Genomic DNA, 18,609 nt, shown 5'->3' with positions numbered 1-18,609 from the left:
GTCTCCACGCAATGAGCACTCCCGATCGCATGCTGTCCATCCTTGACCTTTTTCGCGACGACACCACCGCCGCGTTCCAGGAGGACGTCATGGCGCATCTGGATTGCTCGCGCGCCACCGCGTATCGCTACCTGAAATCGCTGACGGAAAGCGGGCTGCTTGCCCCTACGGCGGGCGGCGCGTACGTGCTGGGCTCACGCATCATCGAACTGGATCGCCATCTGCGCCAGCACGACCCGCTGATGCGCGCGGCGCGCGACGTCATGCGTGCCACGGGCGACGAGCTGCACGCCAACCTGATGCTGTGCAGCTACTACGGCGACAAGGTCATGTGCGTGGATCGCTACTGGACCGACAACTCGATCGAATCCAGCTATGCGCGCGGCCGGCCCTTCCCGATGTTCAGGGGCGCGACGGCCAAGCCCATCCTGGCGAACCTGCCGCCCTATCAATTGCGCAACCTGATGCTGTGGCACGCGGCTGAAATCCGCGAGGCGGGCCTGGGCGAAGACTGGGACGAATTTCGCGCCAACCTGAAACGGCTGCGCACGGCGGGGGTGTGCGTGTCGCATGGCGAGGTCGACCCCGGCTTGATGGGGATCGGCGCGGCGATTTTCAGCCCCGACCAAAAGGTAGTGGGCAGCCTGGTCTTCATTGCCGCCCAGGCGAACACGTCGGCAGCGCGCCTAGATGTATTGCAAGCGCGCATCCAGGTGGCGGCGGCCGCGGTGTCGCAGAACCTGCAAGCCCCGCAAAGCAACGGCGCGGCGGCGATCGGCATCATGCCGTCGCGGCCGCGCCGCATCAGGGCCCCCGCCGGTGCAACACCGGCGCGGACCAAAGCCTGATCAGGCCTTGTTGTAGCGTTCGACGCTGTTCACGATTTCTTCGTGAGCGGCGTCCACGCCCTTCCAACCCTTGACCTTGACCCACTTGCCCTTTTCGAGATCTTTGTAGTGCTCGAAAAAGTGCTGGATACGAGCGACGTCTTCGGTCGGCAGGTCTTCGTACGACTTGATGTTGCGGTACGGGGGGTACAGCTTTTCGATCGGCACGGCCAACAGCTTGGCGTCGCCGCCCGACTCGTCGTCCATTTCCAGCACGCCAATGGCGCGGCAGCGCACGACGGCGCCGATCTGGATCGGGAACGGGGTCAGGACCAGCACGTCGGCGGGGTCGCCGTCGTCCGACAGGGTTTGGGGAATGTAGCCGTAGTTGCACGGGTAGTGCATGGCGGTCAGCATGAAGCGGTCAACGAAAATCGCGCCCGTGTCCTTGTCGACCTCGTACTTCACCGGGTCGGCGTTCATGGGGATTTCGATGATGACGTTGAAGTCTTCCGGCAGCTTCTTGCCAGGGGAGACGCGATCAAGACTCATGATTCAACCTTGTTGTTTGTCTGAAGAAATGTTCAAAGCGAGCCGTCGTCCTTGAACGGCGGCTTGGTCGTCGGCACCGGAGCCGACGCCGGGGCGGGCGCGGGCTTCGCGGGGGCGGCGGGCACCGGCGAATACGTGGGCACGGGTTCATCGAAAGCCGCCGCCGGAATCGGGGCGCTGTCGAAGTACTCGTCGATATCCGACGTGCCGCCCGCCAGCGGCGCGTCTTCGGGCGCCAGCGCGCGGTCGCGCTGGTCGCGGCTGACCCGGGCGTCCGGGTCCAGCACGTAGTCAGAGGCCGAGGCGGCTACGGCGGGAGGCAACGACGGGTAGTCGCCGCCCACATCGGCATCGCCGTCCGAGTCCGACAAGCCCACCGCATAGCCGCCTTCGGCGTCCACGCGGTACGGGTCCGATCCGGTGTCCGCCGCGGGCAAGGCCGCATCGGCCGCCAGCACCGGCAGCGCCATGCTGGCCGCCGTGGCCAAGCGCCAGTGGCGCACGGCATCGGCGGGTCGGTCCAGGCGGTCATAAAGGCTGCCCAGCAACGCATGCGTTTGCGCATCGCCGCGGCGGCTGAGGCTGCGCAGCAGGTAGCGTTCGGCCTGCCCCCACAACTGGCCGTTCAGGCACAGCATGCCCAACGCGGTCAGCAGATCGGGGTCGGTCGGGCGTTGCTGCAACCAGGTCTCGGCCTTGGCCAGACGGCGCGACACCTGCTCGGCGTCGCAGCGGGCGTAGGCGGCCACCAGTGCCGGGTTGAACTTCACGGCGATGGCGGCTTCCAGCACGCGCGCCGCTTCGTTGGGCTCGCCGGCCGCCTCGAAGGCGGCGGCGCCGGCCAGCGCGATATCCGGCAGCAGGCGCTCTTCGGCTTTCAGGTCTTTCCAGATGGCGCGCCACGCATCGCTGTGCGCGGCGGCGCGCAGGCGCGCGGCGCCGGACGTATCGATCAACACGTCGGCCTCGCCACGGGCCAGGGCATTGCGACGCACCAGCCCGCGTGCAAGCGTGAAAACCTGTTCCTGGTGATGCAATGCGGTGTGTGCGCGCAGCAGCAGGCGCATCGTGTGCAGATGGCGTGCGCCGCCGTCCGCCAACGGCGCCAGCACGGCCAGCGCGCGCTCGGGGCGGCCCTGGTCCAGCAGCATGTCGGCCGACACGGTTGCCGTGGCTTCCGTCAGTCCGGGGTCGGTGCCGGCCTGTTCTTGCGCGGTGGCAAGCAGGCGGTCGCGCCGGTCGAATTCGCCCAAGCCATGCGCGGCGCGCGCCGCGGACAAGGCGGCCAGCACGCGGCGCGTTTGCACCTTGGTTTGCTCTAGCAGCTTGGTCAGGTCTTTTTCGGCAACCGCGTAACGGCCTTCAAGCAGGCCGATCCAGCCGCGTTCCAGCAATTCGTGGTCACGCGCCTGTGCGCGCTTGCCGCGCCACACGCGAACGCGATCCGGAATGGCGAGCAGCCACGCCAGCAGGCGCAAACCCACATAAAGCACGATGAAGGCGGCCACGATCAGCAGCACGGCCAACGTCAGCGACATTCCAATGCGCCACGGCCAGACCAGCAACAGCACGTTGCCGGAATGCGAGCGCAGCACCACCGCCAGGGCGACGGCGATGACGGCGAGCAGCAGTGTCCAGAACCAGGTACGCATAAGGCTCAATCCTGCCCGCTGGTCTTGAAGCCCGCGGCGCGCAAGGCGGCCACGGCGTTCAGGCTGTCGGCCACGTCCGGCATGCGCACGGCGATGTCCGTCTGGGCCAGTTCACGCGCCAGCGTTTGCGCGGCGACCGTATCGGGTGAACGGGAGTCGAAGTACTTGGACAAGGTGACGCCGACGTTGTCGAGTTCGCTCTTCCAGACAGCGGGTTGACGCATCAACATGGCCAGCTGCACGGTCAGCAGACGCTGGCGCAGCGTGCCACGCACCTGGTCGGCTTGCTCGGGCGACAGCAGCAACGCGGCCGGTTCGTCAACGCGCTGGATGGTGATCAGGCCGCCAAGTTCGTGCGCCAGGGCCGAACCCGCGCGGCCGGGCCACGACACGACTTCGGCGCGCCAGCGCTGCCACCAGGGCGCGTCGGCGGGCAAGCCGGCTTGCGGATCGATCGTGGGTGCGGGCGCGGCGGCGGGCTGGGTTTCGCCAGCGGCGGCCATGCCCGGCGCGGCGGAATCGGGCACCAGCAGCGGCGCCTTGTTGACCAGCGCCACCAGGCGTTCGATGCGCGCGGATTGGGCGGGAATGTCCACGGTGGAGACGGCGCGCAGGCGATCCAGGTCGCCGTTGATGGCTTGTTGAAGGCTTGAAAAACGCGGGCGGTCGGCGCGTGCCAGGCGGGCCTGCGCGGTTTCCAGTGCAACGATGGCGTTGGACACGTTGCCGGCCAGGCGCAATTGCTGGTTGCCGATGGTCAACAGGCGTTCGACGTCGTTGGCCAGCAGTTCGTCACTGGCGCTGTCGTTGAAGTTCTGCCACGCCTGTTGCAGCGCGTTGTACTGGCTTTGGGTTTCGCGGACGGTGTCTTCAAGCTCGCCCACGCGGCCGGCTTGCGCCTGCGCCAGCGCCAGGGCCTCGCGCGTGTCCTTGCGCGCCTGCGCCACGTCGGCGGTCAGCGTGTCGATGCGCGTGGCAACCTCGCGGCCGGCGGACACGAACTGGGTGCGCTGCTTCCACAACGCGTAACCCAGGCCCACGGCAAGCAGGATGACGATTATCAGGGCGGTGACCAAGGGGCCATTGCCGCGCTTGGCCGGACGGGCCTTGACGGGATCGGCCGGGGCCGATGCGGGCGCGCTTGCGCCCGGGGCGGCCGTGTGAACGACCGGATCGGTAGCGGGAGTCTTGTCTGTCATGACGCGATTGTATTCGGTGTCAGTCCGATGCAACGAATCAAGCAGCAACAAAAGCCTGGAATATCGACTCGTCGTTGGGCAAGCAGATTTTTACCATTGCCGGCCCATCGGCGCCATGACAGGCCGGGGGTACGCGCCGCGCCAGCGTTGGATGCGTCAACACAAAGTGGCATTGTTGCCACCACGGCGTCAGGCCGGCAGCGTCCAGATTGGCGCGCACGGCATCGGCGCCTTCGCCGCTGGTGATAAGCCAGATGGCCGTTACGCCCGCCTGGGCCCAGCCACGCAATGGCGCCAGCGCCGAGGCGTCCCACACGGCGGGCCGCCGCAGGTAGGCCGCATGGCGCGTCACGGCCACCCCGTGCGCCTGCAATTGGTCACCCAACCAGTCCCTGCCCTGCGTGCCGCGCACGAGCAGCACGCGCGGCGGCAAGGCTGGCAGGCCGCGCAGCACGGCCCACAAAGCTTCGGAATCGTGGCTGGCTGCATCGTCGCCAGGGTGCAGAACTGTTGTATTCGCGCCAAACGTTGGGGACTCGCGCAGCGCTTGGGCGCTGGCCGGACCGACCGTGGCGGCAATCACCCCGGCGGGCCACGCATGCAGACCGTGCGCGGCAGCAAGTTGGCGCAAGTACTGCTTGGCCGCGTTGCCGCTGACGAACACGACCATGTCGAAGTCGGCCGGGCGCGGCAATTGCGCGGCGGGGACATCAAGCGGATGGATTTCCAGCGCGGGCAGAATACAGGCGGACCAGCCGGCGTCGGTCAGACGGCCGGCCAGCGCCTCGTTGCGCCCTTCGGGCCGCGTCAGGACGGCGACTCGGGCGGGGCTGGACATCAGTCCGGCCGAGGGTCGGCTTGCAGCAGTTCCTGAAGGATGGCAGCGGCGCCGGCATCCAGCAGCTCTTGTGCGGCGGCTTCACCCAAGGCTTCGGCATCGGCCACCGGGCCGCTGCGGGCCGTGTGGACCATGCGCACGCCATCCGGCGAGGCCACCAGGGCGCGCAATGACAAGGTGTCGCCAGAGATCTGGGCAAACGCCGCCAGCGGCACCTGACAGGAACCGCCCAGCCTGCGAGACACCGCCCGTTCGGCTTGCACGCATGACGTCGTGGCCGCGCTGATCAGCGGCGAGAGCCACGCGCGCATGTCGTCGCGGTCGTTGCGGATTTCGATGCCCAAGGCGCCCTGCCCGGCGGCCGGCAGACTGTCGGCCGGGTCCAGCAGGCTGCGGATGCGCGCCTGAAGGCCCAGGCGTTCCAACCCCGCGGCGGCCAGCACAATGGCGTCGTACTCGCCCTTGTCCAGCTTGCCCAGACGCGTGTCCAGGTTGCCGCGTAGCGGTTTGACGACCAGTTCAGGAAAGCGCGCACGAATCTGCGATTCGCGCCGCAGGCTTGACGTACCCACGACCGCGCCCGCCGGCAGATCTGCCAGACAGGCAAAGCGATTCGATACGAAGGCATCGCGCGGGTCCGCGCGATCAAGAATGGCGCACAGCTCGAACGGGGCTTGCAGATCCACCGGCACGTCTTTCAAAGAGTGCACGGCAAGATCGGCGCGCCCGTCGAGCAACGCGTTTTCAAGTTCCTTGACGAAAAGACCCTTGCCACCGACCTTGGACAGGGTACGGTCCAGGATCTGGTCGCCTCGGGTTGTCAGGGTAAGAAGCTCAACCGCGCACGCCGGGTACAGCGTGCGCAGCCGGTCGCGCACATGCTCGGCTTGCCACAGGGCAAGCCGGCTGGCGCGGGTCGCGATGACCAGGCGTTGCGGAAGAGACACGTGCGGTCATCAAACGAAATTGGAGACGATGACCGTCGCGACTACCCCGAGGATGGCCAGCACGAAAAGGCCCTGAAGGAGGCTCAGGCCCGATTCGGATTGCTGGGGATCGACGGATCTACGCAGACTCATGTGCTGATTCCTTGGAAGCGGTTTTGCGGCTTGCCAGCCACCGTCCAAGGACAACAACGAGCAAGGCGCCGATAATTTCTGCAGCGATTTTAACCGTAGTCGGCTGCACACCGAATTGACGTTCGACAACCACATCGGTAATCAGCATGCCACCGGCGATCCAGCCCAGGAGCGCGGCGCCAAACGTAACCACCAACGGATACTTGTCGATCAGCTTCAGGACCAGGGTGCTGCCCCAGATGATGATCGGCACGCTGACGATCAGGCCGAAGGCAACCAGGCCGATCTGATGGTCGGCGTGGGCGTTCTGGGCCGCGCCGGCAATGGCGATCACGTTGTCCAGGCTCATTACGAAGTCAGCAATGATGATGGTCTTGATGGCGGCGGCGATGGACGTTCCGCCCTTCACGTTGCCGTGCGCATCGTCTTCGGGGATCAAGAGCTTGACGCCGATCCAGACCAGCAGCAGACCGCCAACGACCTTCAGGAAAGGAATCGACAGAAGCGTCAATGCGAAAGCAATCAGCACGACACGCAGGATGATGGCGCCCGCGGTGCCCCAAAGAATGCCCTGCATGCGCTGCTTGGGCGCAAGGTTGCGGCACGCCAGCGCGATAACCACCGCGTTGTCGCCGCCGAGCAGGATGTCGATGAGGATGATCTGGAATACCGCTGCCCAACTCAGCGTCTGGAAAAACTCAAGCACTATGAACCCCCGAAGGCATTTATGAAAAGAAAGGCCGGTCCCGAGCCGGCCACCCCGCCGCGCACTGCGCGGCGAGATCATTAAAACAACTAATTATTGTAATTCAGCTTTCATTCAGCTTTCTGGCGCATCAGCAAAACTTTACCAATTGCCAGCACCAGAATCGCGCCCAATGCACCGGTCATCAGTTCGAAACTGTGATGCGATACGCCCAGGGCCGCGTCGAGACGCGCCACCGGCTCTTGCAAGGCGGGGTCACCCACCAACAATTCGCCGGCGATGAAGCCCAGCAACGCCGCACCCACCCAGACGATGATCGGGAAGCGCTCAATAACCTTCAAAAGCAACGTGCTGCCGAAGATGACCAAGGGGATGCTGATGGCCAGGCCCAACACCAGCAAGGTCGTGTCGCCCATCGCCGCGGCAGCGACGGCCACCACGTTATCCAGGCTCATGACCAGGTCGGCAATCATGATAGTGCGGATCGCGGTCAGCAAATTGCCTTGCGTCTTGCCCGCGCCGTCGTCTTCGCCTTCCGGCAACAGCAGCGTCACGCCGATGTAGACCAGCAGCAACGCGCCGATCAGCTTCAGGTACGGCAACAACAGCAACTTGGCCGCCACCAGGGTCAGCACGATACGCATGATGATCGCGGCGGCCGAGCCGATCGTGATCGCCTTCTTTTGCTGCGCCGGAGGCAGCGAGCGCGCCGCCAGCGCAATAACCACGGCGTTGTCGCCCGATAGCAGAATATTGACCCAAATGATCTGGAGCAGCGCTATCCAGAATGCCGCTGAACTGAGTTCCATGCCTCTCTTTCCTAGGTGTTGATCCCCCTAGGACGAACCAAATTAATGGATGAAAAAAACCAAAAGCCGTACTGACCGTCTTGGTGCGAGCCCGACGGCATTCTTGCTGGGTACGTGCGAAATTTCTTTCATTATAGTTTCGTTCAGCTTTCCGTATGTTTGGACGAACGCAGTTTGGACACGGGATTACCCTAGGAAAACCACAGAAATTTCGCTGAAGACCCGCGCCGACCGGCCGAAAAAAAGCCCGCCGAAGCGGGCTTTTTTGTACGCAATGCTGAAAGGCTTACAGCACCGACTTGAGCAGCTTGCCCATTTCGGAGGGATTGCGCGTGGTGCGGATGCCGCAAGCTTCCATGACTTCCAGCTTGGCGTCGGCCGTGTCGGCGCCACCGGAGATCAGGGCGCCAGCGTGGCCCATGCGCTTTCCAGGAGGAGCGGTGACACCAGCGATGAAGCCGACGACCGGCTTCTTCATGTTGTCCTTCGCCCATTCAGCGGCGTTGACTTCGTCGGGGCCGCCGATTTCGCCGATCATGATGACGGCGTCGGTGTCGGGATCGTCATTGAACATCTTCAGGACGTCGACGTGCTTCAGGCCGTTGATGGGGTCGCCACCGATACCGACGGCGCTGGATTGGCCCAGGCCCAGTTCGGTGACTTGCGCCACGGCTTCGTACGTCAGGGTGCCCGAACGGCTGACGATGCCGATGCGACCCTTGCGGTGGATGTGACCGGGCATGATGCCGATCTTGATTTCGTCCGGCGTGATCAGGCCGGGGCAGTTCGGGCCCAGCAGCAGCGTCTTGCTGCCCTTGGCCTTCATGCGGTTCTTGACTTCCAGCATGTCACGGACCGGGATGCCTTCGGTGATGCAGATCACCAGATCCAGTTCGGCTTCGACGGCTTCCCAGATGGCGGCAGCGGCGCCGGCGGGCGGCACGTAGATGACGGACACGGTTGCGCCGGTGTCGGCCTTGGCTTCCTTGACGGAAGCAAAGATCGGCACGCCTTCAAAGTCTTCACCCGCTTTCTTGGGGTTCACGCCGGCCACGAAGGCGGCTTTGCCATTGGCATACTCACGGCACATACGGGTGTGGAACTGGCCCGTCTTGCCCGTGATGCCCTGGGTGATGACTTTGGTGTCCTTGTTGATCAGAATCGACATTTGTGAATCCTTGGCAATTTCTTTTACCGCCGGGCCGTCCCAAGGTGGAAAGCTCCCCCATGGGGGGCAGCAAGCCACGAAGGGGCGCGGCGAGGGGGCATATTTACTTAACGGCGGCTACGACGCGGGTGGCCGCTTCGGCCATCGTGTCGGCGCTGATGATCGGCAGGCCGGAGTCGGCCAGCATCTTCTTGCCGAGTTCTTCGTTGGTGCCCTTCATGCGCACGACCAGCGGCACGTTCAGGTTGACGGCCTTGCAAGCCGCGATCACGCCTTCGGCGATGACGTCGCAGCGCATGATGCCGCCAAAGATGTTGACCAGAATGGCCTTCACGCTCTTGTTCGCGAGCATGATCTTGAAGGCTTCGGTGACCTTCTCGGCCGTTGCGCCGCCGCCGACGTCCAGGAAGTTGGCCGGCTCGCCGCCGAACAGCTTGATGGTGTCCATCGTGGCCATGGCCAGACCGGCGCCGTTCACCAGGCAGCCGATGTTGCCCTCGAGCTGGATGTAGGCCAAGTCGAACTTGCTGGCTTCGATTTCAGCGGGGTCTTCTTCGTCCAGGTCGCGGTAGGCGACGATTTCCGGGTGGCGGAACAGGGCGTTGGGGTCGAAGTTGAACTTGGCGTCCAGGGCGATGATGTTGCCCTTGCTGTCGCGGTTCAGCGGGTTGATTTCAACCAGCGACGCGTCGGTTTCCATGTAGCACTGATACAGCTTCTGGAACACGTCCACGGCTTGGGCGGTGGAGTCGGCGGGCAGGCCGATCGCGTTGGCGATCTTGGTGGCTTGCTCGGCCGACAGGCCGGTCAGCGGGTCGATGTATTCGGTGATGATCTTCTCGGGAGTGGAATGAGCCACTTCCTCGATGTCCATGCCGCCTTCGCTGGAAGCGATGAAGGCAACCTTCTGCGTGGCGCGGTCAGTGACCAGCGACACGTAGTATTCCTTTTGAATGTCGGCGCCGTCTTCGATGTACAGGCGACGGACCTTCTGGCCTTCCGGGCCGGTCTGGTGCGTGATCAGCTGCATGCCCAGGATTTCCGAGGCCAGCTTGCGCACGTCTTCCAGCGAACGCGCCAGCTTGACGCCACCGCCCTTGCCGCGGCCGCCCGCGTGGATTTGCGCCTTGACGACCCAGACCGGTCCACCCAGCTTTTCAGCGGCAGCCACGGCCTCGTCGACGGAAAGAGCGGGGATCCCGCGCGGCACCGGGATGCCAAATTGCTTCAGCAGTTCCTTGCCTTGATACTCGTGGATTTTCATGTGTTACCTGTCAGGACGTATGAGAAAGAGAAGGTGAATCGGAGGACGAATCGGCCGATGCCTCAGCGCTACCCCCCGTGTACCACTTGGGATAGTGCTCAGCCACCACCGGGCCGCCAGTACTTAGCGCATGACAGCCGTCCAATTGGAATGGACGCCGGTTCGGGTTGGTTTCCTGCCGCCGGCGGTTGGCCATGGTCTGGACCGCCGCGGTGGGAAGCACCTGCGACAGCTCGGTCATGTGCGTACAGCCCTGCACGTGCCCAAACCGCTCCTTGACCTGGCGGCGGAACCCCTTAAGCAGATTCATGCCGATCAAATCAGTGTAAGCCGCCTCGATGGCCATGCAATGACCGCCATAGGGGGCCGCATCATAGACGGCCTGCGCGTCCAGGATCGAGTATTCCTCGTCGATGGTGATGCGCAGGTGCATATGGTGGATGGGCTGCCCGGCCTTGAACATCTTGCCGTCGCTCTTGGGAAAATCGTACGCCTTGACGTCGATCAGCTCGGCTTCCAGATCCCAATTGCCATCCTCGCGCGCATACGACTGCACGCGTATGGAACGCGTGTGCAGCGGTTGGCGAGGGTAATCGGGCGGTGGCAAGGGCATGCTGGGGGCCTGCGGGGCGAAGATGGCCTGCGCATGGTGCGCGGCAACAAAACCTTGAAAGTATAGCGCAGGCGGCCTGGTAGCAAATGGCCGGTTTGCGGGGGCGGGCCATGCCGGCGCTCCCGCGTGCCACCCGGCGCACCCCGCCGCCCGCCCTGCCCGGCGTCTTTAGACTGTCCACGGTGTGGCCGGACTGCCCATCCACGCCTGCCCCGCCGGAATCGTCTCGCCCTTAAGCACCAACGTCAGTGGCCCCAGGCGGGCGCCGGCTTCCACGTGGGTGCCGTACAGGATGGTGCTGCGGGGCCCGACATTCACGTCCGGGCCGACATCGACCGGCCCGATCTTCATGACCCGGTCTTCGAACAGATGCGTCTGCGGCCCCGACCCCGCGTGCAGCACCGCATCGTCGCCGATCGACACGCAGTCGTACTCCGTGAGGTCGGTTGTGTCCATGAACACCCGCTTGCCGATGCGCGCCCCCAGGCAGCGCAGCGCCAGCGGCAACCACGGAGTGGCGCGCAGGAAATTGAAGAAGTTCGGCACCGCGATGGATTCATACAGGCTGGTCACCGCTTCGCTTTTCCACACAAACGGCGTCCACATCGGTTCGGCGCACGGCCGGTAGCGCCCCATCAGCGCCCATTTGAGCAACACCACGAAAAGAAAGGTGCCCACGCCGTACAGCACGCCCGCCAGCATCAATTCGTCAAACGCGCCGATAAACCCCTCGGCCGCCGCGATGGGTATGACGCGCATAACGGTCAGGTAGCCCACTGCGATCACCACCGCCAGCGGCAGGATCATGCGCATGCCCTCGACCGCTCCGCGCGCCACCTTGCGGGCGGCGCTGGGCCGGAAGGTCTGATGATCGGGAAAGCCGGCCGTCTGCTCGCGCGCGGGCAGCGCCAGCGGCGGATTGCCCAGCCATGTCTGGCCGCTGGCCATCGCAGCGTTCGCCGGCGCGCGGCTTTGCACCCCGATCAGGACGTCGTCGGGCAACACCGATCCATCCGGCACGTACGCCCCGTTGCCCACGAAGCTGCGGTTGCCGATGACGGTCGGGCTCAAGCGCATCCAGCCCTGGTCGATTTCCTCGTCGCCCAGCATCACGCCGTCGGCGATGAAGCTGTCGCGCCCCAGGGTCAGCATGTCCGGCACGATGCCCATCGCCGTGGAAATCTCGGTACCGCGCCCCACTTTCGCGCCCAGCAGCCGGTACCACGAACCGGCATAGATGGACGCATACAGCCCGTGCAGCACGCTGAGGCTGGCCTCCTGGATTTGATTGGTCAGCCAACGGCGCAGGTAGATCTGGCCATATACCGGCCAGCGCCCCGCCGACAGCCGGGGCAGCAGCGACCAGCGCAGCGCCGCGCACGCCAACACCGTCAACAGCAAGAGCGACGCGCTGGCCGGCAGCGCCAGCAACAGATAGCACAGGAACGCGGTGGGCCAGGACGCGCGCGAGCCCATCAGGTCGAGCCAGCGCGCGTCGATCCAATCGATCAACACGAAGCTGGGAAAGACCGGCATGAAGAACAACGCGGCGATCAGCGTGCCGCCCGCCGCATAGGCCAGCACATCCAGGCGGCGCCAGCGCCCTGCCCGCACTGGCCGGGGCGGCAGATCAGACGGCTGCGCGCACGGGTCATGCCGCGCCGGCGCGCCCGTCCAGGTTTGCCCGGCCGGCACGCGCGTGCCGCCGGCCAGCGACGACAACCCTTCCAGCCGCGCGCCCTCGCCCATCGCGACATCGCCTTGCAGCACCGAGTACGAACCGACATAGACGTTGTGGGCCAGGGTGATCGGGCCGACTTCCCAGGTGCCACCGCGCACCGCGAAGTTCTCAAGATTGACGGCGGCGCCGATGCTGACGCCATCGCCCACCGTCAGAAGGTCTGGCGCACGCACCGCGACCCGGCTGATGGCGGCGTCGCGGCCGATGCGCGCGCCCAGTGCCCGCAGATACCAGACCTGAAGCGGCGAGCCCGCCAGCAGATGCGCGGGCGGAATATCCAGGATGCGGTCGACCAGCCACCAGCGATAAAAGCGCCAGCCATACAGCGGATAACGGCCCGGTTTCTGGCGGCCGACGATCGCCCATTTACACGCTACGGCCACGGCAAAGCTCAGCAGGTTGCACGCCAGGTAGCTGGCGATGGACCAGGCCACGGCGCGCCAGACTGAATCGCCATCGTCACCGGTCAGGTAGTGGTACGTAAAAAAAGGCGTCAGCCAGATCAGCATGCGCACGCCGATCAACAACGGCAGCGCGGCCAATTGCGCCAGGCCACACGTCCAACGGCGCCATTCCGGCGCGCGGGCGGGCGAGGCGTCTTGCGCGGCGTGCACGGCGGCGGTTGCCGTAACAGTGGACGCAGACGCCGCGGTTGCGGTTGCGGTTGCGGTTGCGGTTGCGGTTGCGGTTGCGGTTGCGGTTGCGGTTGCGGTTGCGGTTGCCGATGCCGTTGCCGTTGCCATCAACGCATCCAGGCGCGCCGCGAACGCGCCCACGCCGGCATGCTGGTAAAGCTCGTGCATGCTCAGCGCCGACAAATTCGGATGTTTGCGCAGCGACGAAACCAGCCGCGCGGCCAGCAGCGAATGGCCGCCCAGATTACGGAAGAAGTCGCTGGCCAGGTGCAGCGGCTGTCCCGGAAACAAAGGACGCAGCGCATCGAACAACGCGCGCTCGCCCGCCGTGAGGGGCTCGTCGTCTTCCGTGGACGGTTGCTGTGCGGTGTCCAGCTGGCGCGCCCGCAGCGTCTTGCGGTCAATCTTGCCCGAGGTCAGGCGCGGCACCTCGGCCACGAATTCAAAGCGGGCCGGAATCATGTACACCGGCAGCGCTTGCGCCAAGGCGGTGCGCAAGGCGTGCGGATCCAGGCGGGCGTCGCTTTCCGGCATCACGAACGCCACCAACTGCTCAATACCGGCCAAGTCGCGCAACACCACAGCGGCCGCGCCGACCCCGGGTTGGCGATACAGCGCCGCCTCGATCTCGCCAAGCTCGACGCGAAAGCCGCGCACCTTGACTTGATCGTCGCTGCGCCCCAGGCAATGGATCTGCCCGTGTTCGTCGATGCGCGCCAGGTCGCCACTGCGATACATGCGCGTGTCGTGGCTGCCGCCGGGTCGTGGGTTGTTCACGAATTTTTCTGCTGTGAGTTCCGGCCGACCCAGATAGCCCTCGGCCACGCCGGGGCCGGTGATGCACAGCTCTCCAACCTGGCCGGCCGGCAGCACCGCCCCGTCGTTACCGCGCACCAGCATGCCGTAATTGGGCAGCGGCACACCGATCGTCACCGCTTGCCCCGGCAGCAACTCAGCCACGCTGGCGGACACGGTGGTCTCGGTCGGCCCATAGGTATTGAACAAGCGACGGCCGGGCGTGGCCCATCGCGGCACCAGAAAGTCGGGGCACACTTCGCCGCCCAGGTTCACGATGCGCAAGCCGGGCACGTCATGCGCGAACAAAGCCAATAGCGTGGGCACCGCATGCAGCACCGTGACGCCTTCGCGCACCAGGGCATCGGGCAGCCCTTCGGGGTCGGTCGTCAGCATCTTGGGCGCAACCCACAGGCTGGCGCCCACCAGGTAGCTGATCCAGATTTCCTCGAACGACATGTCGAACGCCACCGAGAAGCCCTGGTAGACCTTGTCGTCCTGACGCACGCCCAACACTTCGTTTTCGCTGCGCAGGAAATGGCAAATGCTGGCTTGCGAGATCGGCACGCCCTTGGGTTTGCCGGTTGAACCGGACGTGTAAATTACATAGGCCGGGTGTTCGGGCCGCAGCCCTACGCGGCGGTTCAGCGCGCCCAGGGCGGGAACCGCCAGCGCCCACGGCGTCCAGGTGACCATGCCATCCAGACGCACATCCGCGCCGGCGATCAGGCCGTTGGCCCCAGCATCCTGCAAACACACCAGCATGCGGTCCGGTGGCGTATCGGCTTCAAATGGCAGCCAGGCCGCGCCGGCCAACGCGATGGCCGCCTGCATCACCAGCAGGTCGGCACCACGTGGCAAGCACAGGCCGACGATATGCCCGGGTCGCACGCCCGCCCGAATCAGGTGGTGCGCGGCCAGCGATGCGCGTTGGCCCAGCGTGTCGTAGCTTAGTGTTTGATCCAGCCAGTGGATGGCGATGGCGGCGGGATGCCGCAGGATCGTGGCTTCCAGAATATCGGGCAGCGTTTCCGCAAGAAGCAGATCCGGCCGATAAGGGCCTTGGAGAATCATAGGAACGGCGACAATCCGGCAGCAAAAAAGAGGATGCCAACTAATGGGGTGGCAACTAACGCAGCAGCCATGGCACGGGCACAGCCGACGCATGGTGGCTTAATGGACCATCACCGCCAAAATTCGTTCACGCCAGCGCATTAAAAAAACCCCTTGTGCAATGCCGGCGGGCATCACGCAAGGGGTTGATGGCGCCGCCGCGTTTCAAGCGGGCGGACACGTGACGGTTTGGCGTCAGGCCGACTGGCGCAGCGCGCGCGCCGCCTGCACCATGCCGATCAGCGCGGCTTCGGTTTCAGGCCATGCACGCGTCTTCAGGCCGCAGTCAGGATTCACCCACAGGCGTTCCTTGGGCAAGCGCGCCGCCGCCTTTTCCATCAAGCCGACCATCCAGTCGACTTCCGGCACGTTGGGCGAATGTATGTCGTACACGCCCGGGCCGATGTCGTTCGGATAATCGAAATCTTCAAAGGCCTTCAGCAATTCCATGTTCGAACGCGACGTTTCGATTGTGATCACGTCGGCGTCCATGGCCGCGATGGATTCGATGATGTCGTTGAATTCGGAATAGCACATGTGGGTGTGGATCTGCGTTGTATCGCGCACGCCCGCCGTCGACAAACGGAAGCAGTCCACGGCCCAATCCAGATAGGCCTTCCAGTCAGCGCGACGCAGCGGCAGGCCTTCCCGTATGGCCGGTTCGTCAATCTGGATGACGCTGATCCCCGCGGCTTCCAGGTCCACCACTTCATCGCGCAGGGCCAGCGCCAGTTGGCGGCAGGTCTGCTCGCGCGGTTGGTCGTCGCGTACGAATGACCATTGCAAGATGGTGACCGGCCCGGTCAGCATGCCCTTGACCGGCTTGTCCGTCAGCGATTGCGCGTAAGACGACCAGCCCACCGTCATCGGCGCGGGACGGGCCACGTCGCCAAAAATGATCGGCGGCTTGACGCAACGCGACCCGTAGCTTTGCACCCAGCCGTTCTTGGTGAACGCAAAGCCGGCCAGCAATTCGCCAAAATACTCCACCATGTCGTTGCGCTCGGGTTCGCCGTGCACCAAGACGTCCAGGCCGACCTTTTCCTGAAAGCGGATGACCTCTTCGATTTCCTTGCGGATGGCGGTTTCGTAGCCGGAATCCGTCAGCGCGCCGGCCTTCCAATCGCGGCGCAACGCGCGGATTTCGGCGGTCTGCGGGAACGAGCCGATCGTGGTGGTCGGGTAAGCGGGCAGGCCCAGCTGTTCTTGCTGGCGCGCGATGCGGTCGGCGAACGGTGCTCGGTCACGCGACACGGCGCTGGCGCCGGCCATGCGCTGACCCACGACGGGGTTGTGAATGCGCGGCGACGAACGGCGGGCAGCCAGCGCGGCACGTTGCTTGATCAGGCCATCCTGCACGGAGGCGTCGGTGGCGTTGCTCAACGCGCGGCCCAGCAGCTTCAGTTCTTCCAGCTTTTGCGCCGCGAACGACAGCCAGCTCTTGAGCTCGGCGTCCAGGTCCGTTTCATTGGCCAGGTCCACCGGCACATGCAGCAGCGAGCACGACGGCGCCAACCACAGGCGGTCGCCCAGCAGTTGCTTGATGGGCGCCAGCGTGGCGATGGCCGCATCCAGATCCGTGCGCCAGATGTTGCGGCCGCTGACGACGCCGGCGGATAGCACCTGGTCGGCACGCAAACCAGCGACGACGTCATGCAGTTGTTCGCGTGCGCGAACCAGGTCCACGTGCAAGCCGGCCACGGGCAGCGCTTGCGCGGTGGCCAGGTTGTCTTTCAAGCCGTCGAAGTAGGTGGCGATCAACAGCTTGACCGGGCTGGCCGCCAACGTCGCGTACACCGATTCAAAGGCATCGCGCCAGGCTTGCGGCAGGTCCAGCGCAAGAATGGGTTCGTCGATCTGCACCCATTGCACGCCTTGCTTGGCAAAGCGAGCCAGCACTTGCTGATACACCGGCAACAACGCAGCCAGCAGTTGCAGCTTGCCTTCGTCAGCGGCGCCACCGGCGAACGCGTCGCCCTTGCCCTGGTACAGCCAGGTCAACGGGCCGGGGATCACGGGCTTGACCTCGTGGCCCAGCGCCTGCGCTTCCTGGACTTGTTCGAACAGCGATTCGCGGGCGATGCGGAAGGTCTGGCCGGGCACGAGCTCAGGCACGATGTAGTGATAGTTGGTGTCGAACCACTTGGTCATTTCGCAAGCGGCGGCGGGCTTGCCCGACGGCGCGCGGCCACGGCCCATGCGGAACAGCGTGTCCAGCGACACGGCCTCGTTGTCCTTCTGACCGAAGCGGGCAGGCACGGCGCCCAGCAGCGTGGTCCATTCCAGGATCTGGTCGTACCAGGCAAAGTCGCCCACCGGCACAAACTTCAAACCAGCGGCGGCTTGCAGCTTCCAGTGCCTGGCACGCAGTTCGCGGCCGGTCTCTTCCAACGCTTGCGCGGTTTGCTTGCCGGCCCAATAGGCCTCGACAGCCCGCTTCAGTTCGCGCTGCGCGCCGATTCGGGGGAATCCAAGATTATGAATAGTAGTCATGACAACACCGCCATTAGACAAAATTTGTTCAAGTGACAGGCATTGTGCGGGTAAATCTACATGAATCAAAATCAATGTCTACATTCATTAGATGAACGAATCTCATACAATCCTCGTTATTCCACAATACGTCCGTCGTCCTCATGCTAGAAATCCGCCACCTTGAAACGCTTACCGCCATTCGCGAGGGCGGCAGTTTGCAAGAAGCCGCCGAACGGCTTCATCTGACCCAGTCCGCCCTATCGCATCAATTGCGCGACCTGGAAACCCGGCTGGGCACGCCGCTGCTGAACCGCCGTACCCGACCCGCGCGCCTGACCACGGCCGGCTTGCGCGTGCTGGCGCTGGCGGATGAAGTGCTGCCTCGCATCCGCGCAACCGAGCGCGACTTGCAAAGGCTGGCGGCCGGCCGCACCGGCAGACTGCATCTGGCGATTGACTGCCATTCCTGCTTTCAGTGGTTGATGCCGGCGCTGGACGCGTTCCGGGTGCAGTGGCCCGACGTGGCGCTGGACCTGTCGGCGGCGTTTTCGTTTGCCCCCCTGCCCGCCCTGGTGCGCGGCGACCTGGACTTGGTGATCACGTCGGACCCGCAGCCGCTGGATGCCGTGGAATACCTGCCCTTGTTCAGGTACGAACTGGTGCTGGCGGTATCGGAAGCAAACCCGCTGGCCGGCAGCAAATTCATCATGCCCGACCAGTTGGCGGACCAGACGCTGATAACGTATCCGGTGGACAAACAACGCCTGGACGTCTTCACCGCGTTCCTGGACCCTGCCGATGTGGAGCCCGCCGCGATCCGCAAGGCCGAGCTGACCCCGATCATTGCGCAACTGGTCGCCAGCAACCGTGGCGTGGCGGCCTTGCCGAACTGGGCGCTGACGGAATACATGAATCAGGGGTGGTTGCGGCTGTGTCGGCTGGGGCCGCAAGGCGTTTGGCGCACGTTGTATGCAGCCGTGCGCAGCGAAGATACGGACGCGTCCTACATTGACGAATTCCTGACCATTACGCGCGACGTGTGCTTCAAGACACTGTCGGGTATCAAGTCGGCCAAGACGTAAAAACGCCGCCCAAGGGGCGGCGTCCATGGACGGCAGCGCCCGGCCGCCTTCGCGGGGCCGC

Annotated in this window: 15 protein-coding genes; 2 read left to right on the top strand and 13 right to left on the bottom strand. The window is 64.8% G+C overall.

Annotated elements, in window-relative coordinates; all coding sequences use genetic code 11:
- Window positions 1-11 precede the first annotated feature (11 nt).
- Window positions 12-848: an IclR family transcriptional regulator gene (locus ACNPP0_RS22870; RefSeq protein ID WP_332610344.1), complete on the top strand. Its 837-nt coding sequence runs from the start codon at window positions 12-14 to the stop codon at window positions 846-848.
- Here the strand turns inward: ACNPP0_RS22870 and ppa are convergent, their stop codons facing one another.
- From ppa to metE, 13 genes are all read right to left on the bottom strand, one after another.
- Window positions 849-1,379, bottom strand: a complete 531-nt coding sequence (gene ppa, locus ACNPP0_RS22865; RefSeq protein ID WP_046802833.1) for an inorganic diphosphatase — start codon at window positions 1,377-1,379, stop codon at window positions 849-851. It abuts the gene before it with no gap.
- Window positions 1,380-1,411: 32 nt separating this feature from the next.
- Window positions 1,412-3,031: a heme biosynthesis HemY N-terminal domain-containing protein gene (locus tag ACNPP0_RS22860; protein ID WP_448707081.1), complete on the bottom strand. Its 1,620-nt coding sequence runs from the start codon at window positions 3,029-3,031 to the stop codon at window positions 1,412-1,414.
- Window positions 3,032-3,036: 5 nt separating this feature from the next.
- Window positions 3,037-4,230 carry a uroporphyrinogen-III C-methyltransferase gene (locus ACNPP0_RS22855; RefSeq protein ID WP_332610347.1) on the bottom strand — a complete coding sequence of 398 codons (1,194 nt, stop codon included), beginning with the start codon at window positions 4,228-4,230 and terminating at the stop codon, window positions 3,037-3,039.
- 37 nt (window positions 4,231-4,267) lie between these two features.
- On the bottom strand, window positions 4,268-5,068 hold the full coding sequence (locus ACNPP0_RS22850; RefSeq protein ID WP_332610348.1) for a uroporphyrinogen-III synthase: 801 nt from the start codon (window positions 5,066-5,068) through the stop codon (window positions 4,268-4,270).
- Window positions 5,068-6,015 (bottom strand): hydroxymethylbilane synthase, encoded by a 948-nt coding sequence (gene hemC, locus ACNPP0_RS22845; protein ID WP_332610349.1) that lies wholly within the window; start codon window positions 6,013-6,015, stop codon window positions 5,068-5,070. The genes ACNPP0_RS22850 and hemC overlap by 1 nt, the downstream gene beginning before the upstream one ends.
- A 9-nt stretch (window positions 6,016-6,024) precedes the next feature.
- Window positions 6,025-6,147, bottom strand: coding sequence for a hypothetical protein (locus ACNPP0_RS22840; RefSeq protein ID WP_006218348.1), 123 nt, complete (start codon window positions 6,145-6,147; stop codon window positions 6,025-6,027).
- Window positions 6,134-6,853: a TerC family protein gene (locus ACNPP0_RS22835; RefSeq protein WP_039883011.1), complete on the bottom strand. Its 720-nt coding sequence runs from the start codon at window positions 6,851-6,853 to the stop codon at window positions 6,134-6,136. The genes ACNPP0_RS22840 and ACNPP0_RS22835 overlap by 14 nt, the downstream gene beginning before the upstream one ends.
- A gap of 110 nt (window positions 6,854-6,963) precedes the next feature.
- The gene (locus ACNPP0_RS22830) at window positions 6,964-7,662 is read right to left on the bottom strand and encodes a TerC family protein (RefSeq protein WP_332610351.1); all 699 of its coding nucleotides are present in this window, start codon (window positions 7,660-7,662) and stop codon (window positions 6,964-6,966) included.
- Window positions 7,663-7,948: 286 nt separating this feature from the next.
- Entirely contained in the window at window positions 7,949-8,830 is an 882-nt protein-coding gene (gene sucD, locus ACNPP0_RS22825; protein WP_006218345.1) for a succinate--CoA ligase subunit alpha, read from the bottom strand.
- Between the two features lie 103 nt (window positions 8,831-8,933).
- Window positions 8,934-10,094 (bottom strand): ADP-forming succinate--CoA ligase subunit beta, encoded by a 1,161-nt coding sequence (sucC, locus tag ACNPP0_RS22820; RefSeq protein WP_332610353.1) that lies wholly within the window; start codon window positions 10,092-10,094, stop codon window positions 8,934-8,936.
- A gap of 10 nt (window positions 10,095-10,104) precedes the next feature.
- On the bottom strand, window positions 10,105-10,707 hold the full coding sequence (locus ACNPP0_RS22815; protein ID WP_332610355.1) for a DUF2889 domain-containing protein: 603 nt from the start codon (window positions 10,705-10,707) through the stop codon (window positions 10,105-10,107).
- A 168-nt stretch (window positions 10,708-10,875) separates the two neighbouring features.
- On the bottom strand, window positions 10,876-14,952 hold the full coding sequence (locus ACNPP0_RS22810) for a Pls/PosA family non-ribosomal peptide synthetase (protein ID WP_448707080.1): 4,077 nt from the start codon (window positions 14,950-14,952) through the stop codon (window positions 10,876-10,878).
- Between the two features lie 234 nt (window positions 14,953-15,186).
- Entirely contained in the window at window positions 15,187-17,484 is a 2,298-nt protein-coding gene (gene metE / locus ACNPP0_RS22805; RefSeq protein ID WP_448707079.1) for a 5-methyltetrahydropteroyltriglutamate--homocysteine S-methyltransferase, read from the bottom strand.
- A 143-nt stretch (window positions 17,485-17,627) separates the two neighbouring features.
- Between metE and ACNPP0_RS22800 the strand changes: the two genes are divergently transcribed.
- Window positions 17,628-18,548 carry a LysR family transcriptional regulator gene (locus tag ACNPP0_RS22800; RefSeq protein WP_332610361.1) on the top strand — a complete coding sequence of 307 codons (921 nt, stop codon included), beginning with the start codon at window positions 17,628-17,630 and terminating at the stop codon, window positions 18,546-18,548.
- Window positions 18,549-18,609: the final 61 nt, after the last annotated feature.

This window comes from Achromobacter semiaridum (genome assembly GCF_053543755.1).
This window is presented reverse-complemented; position numbering and strand designations above follow the sequence as displayed.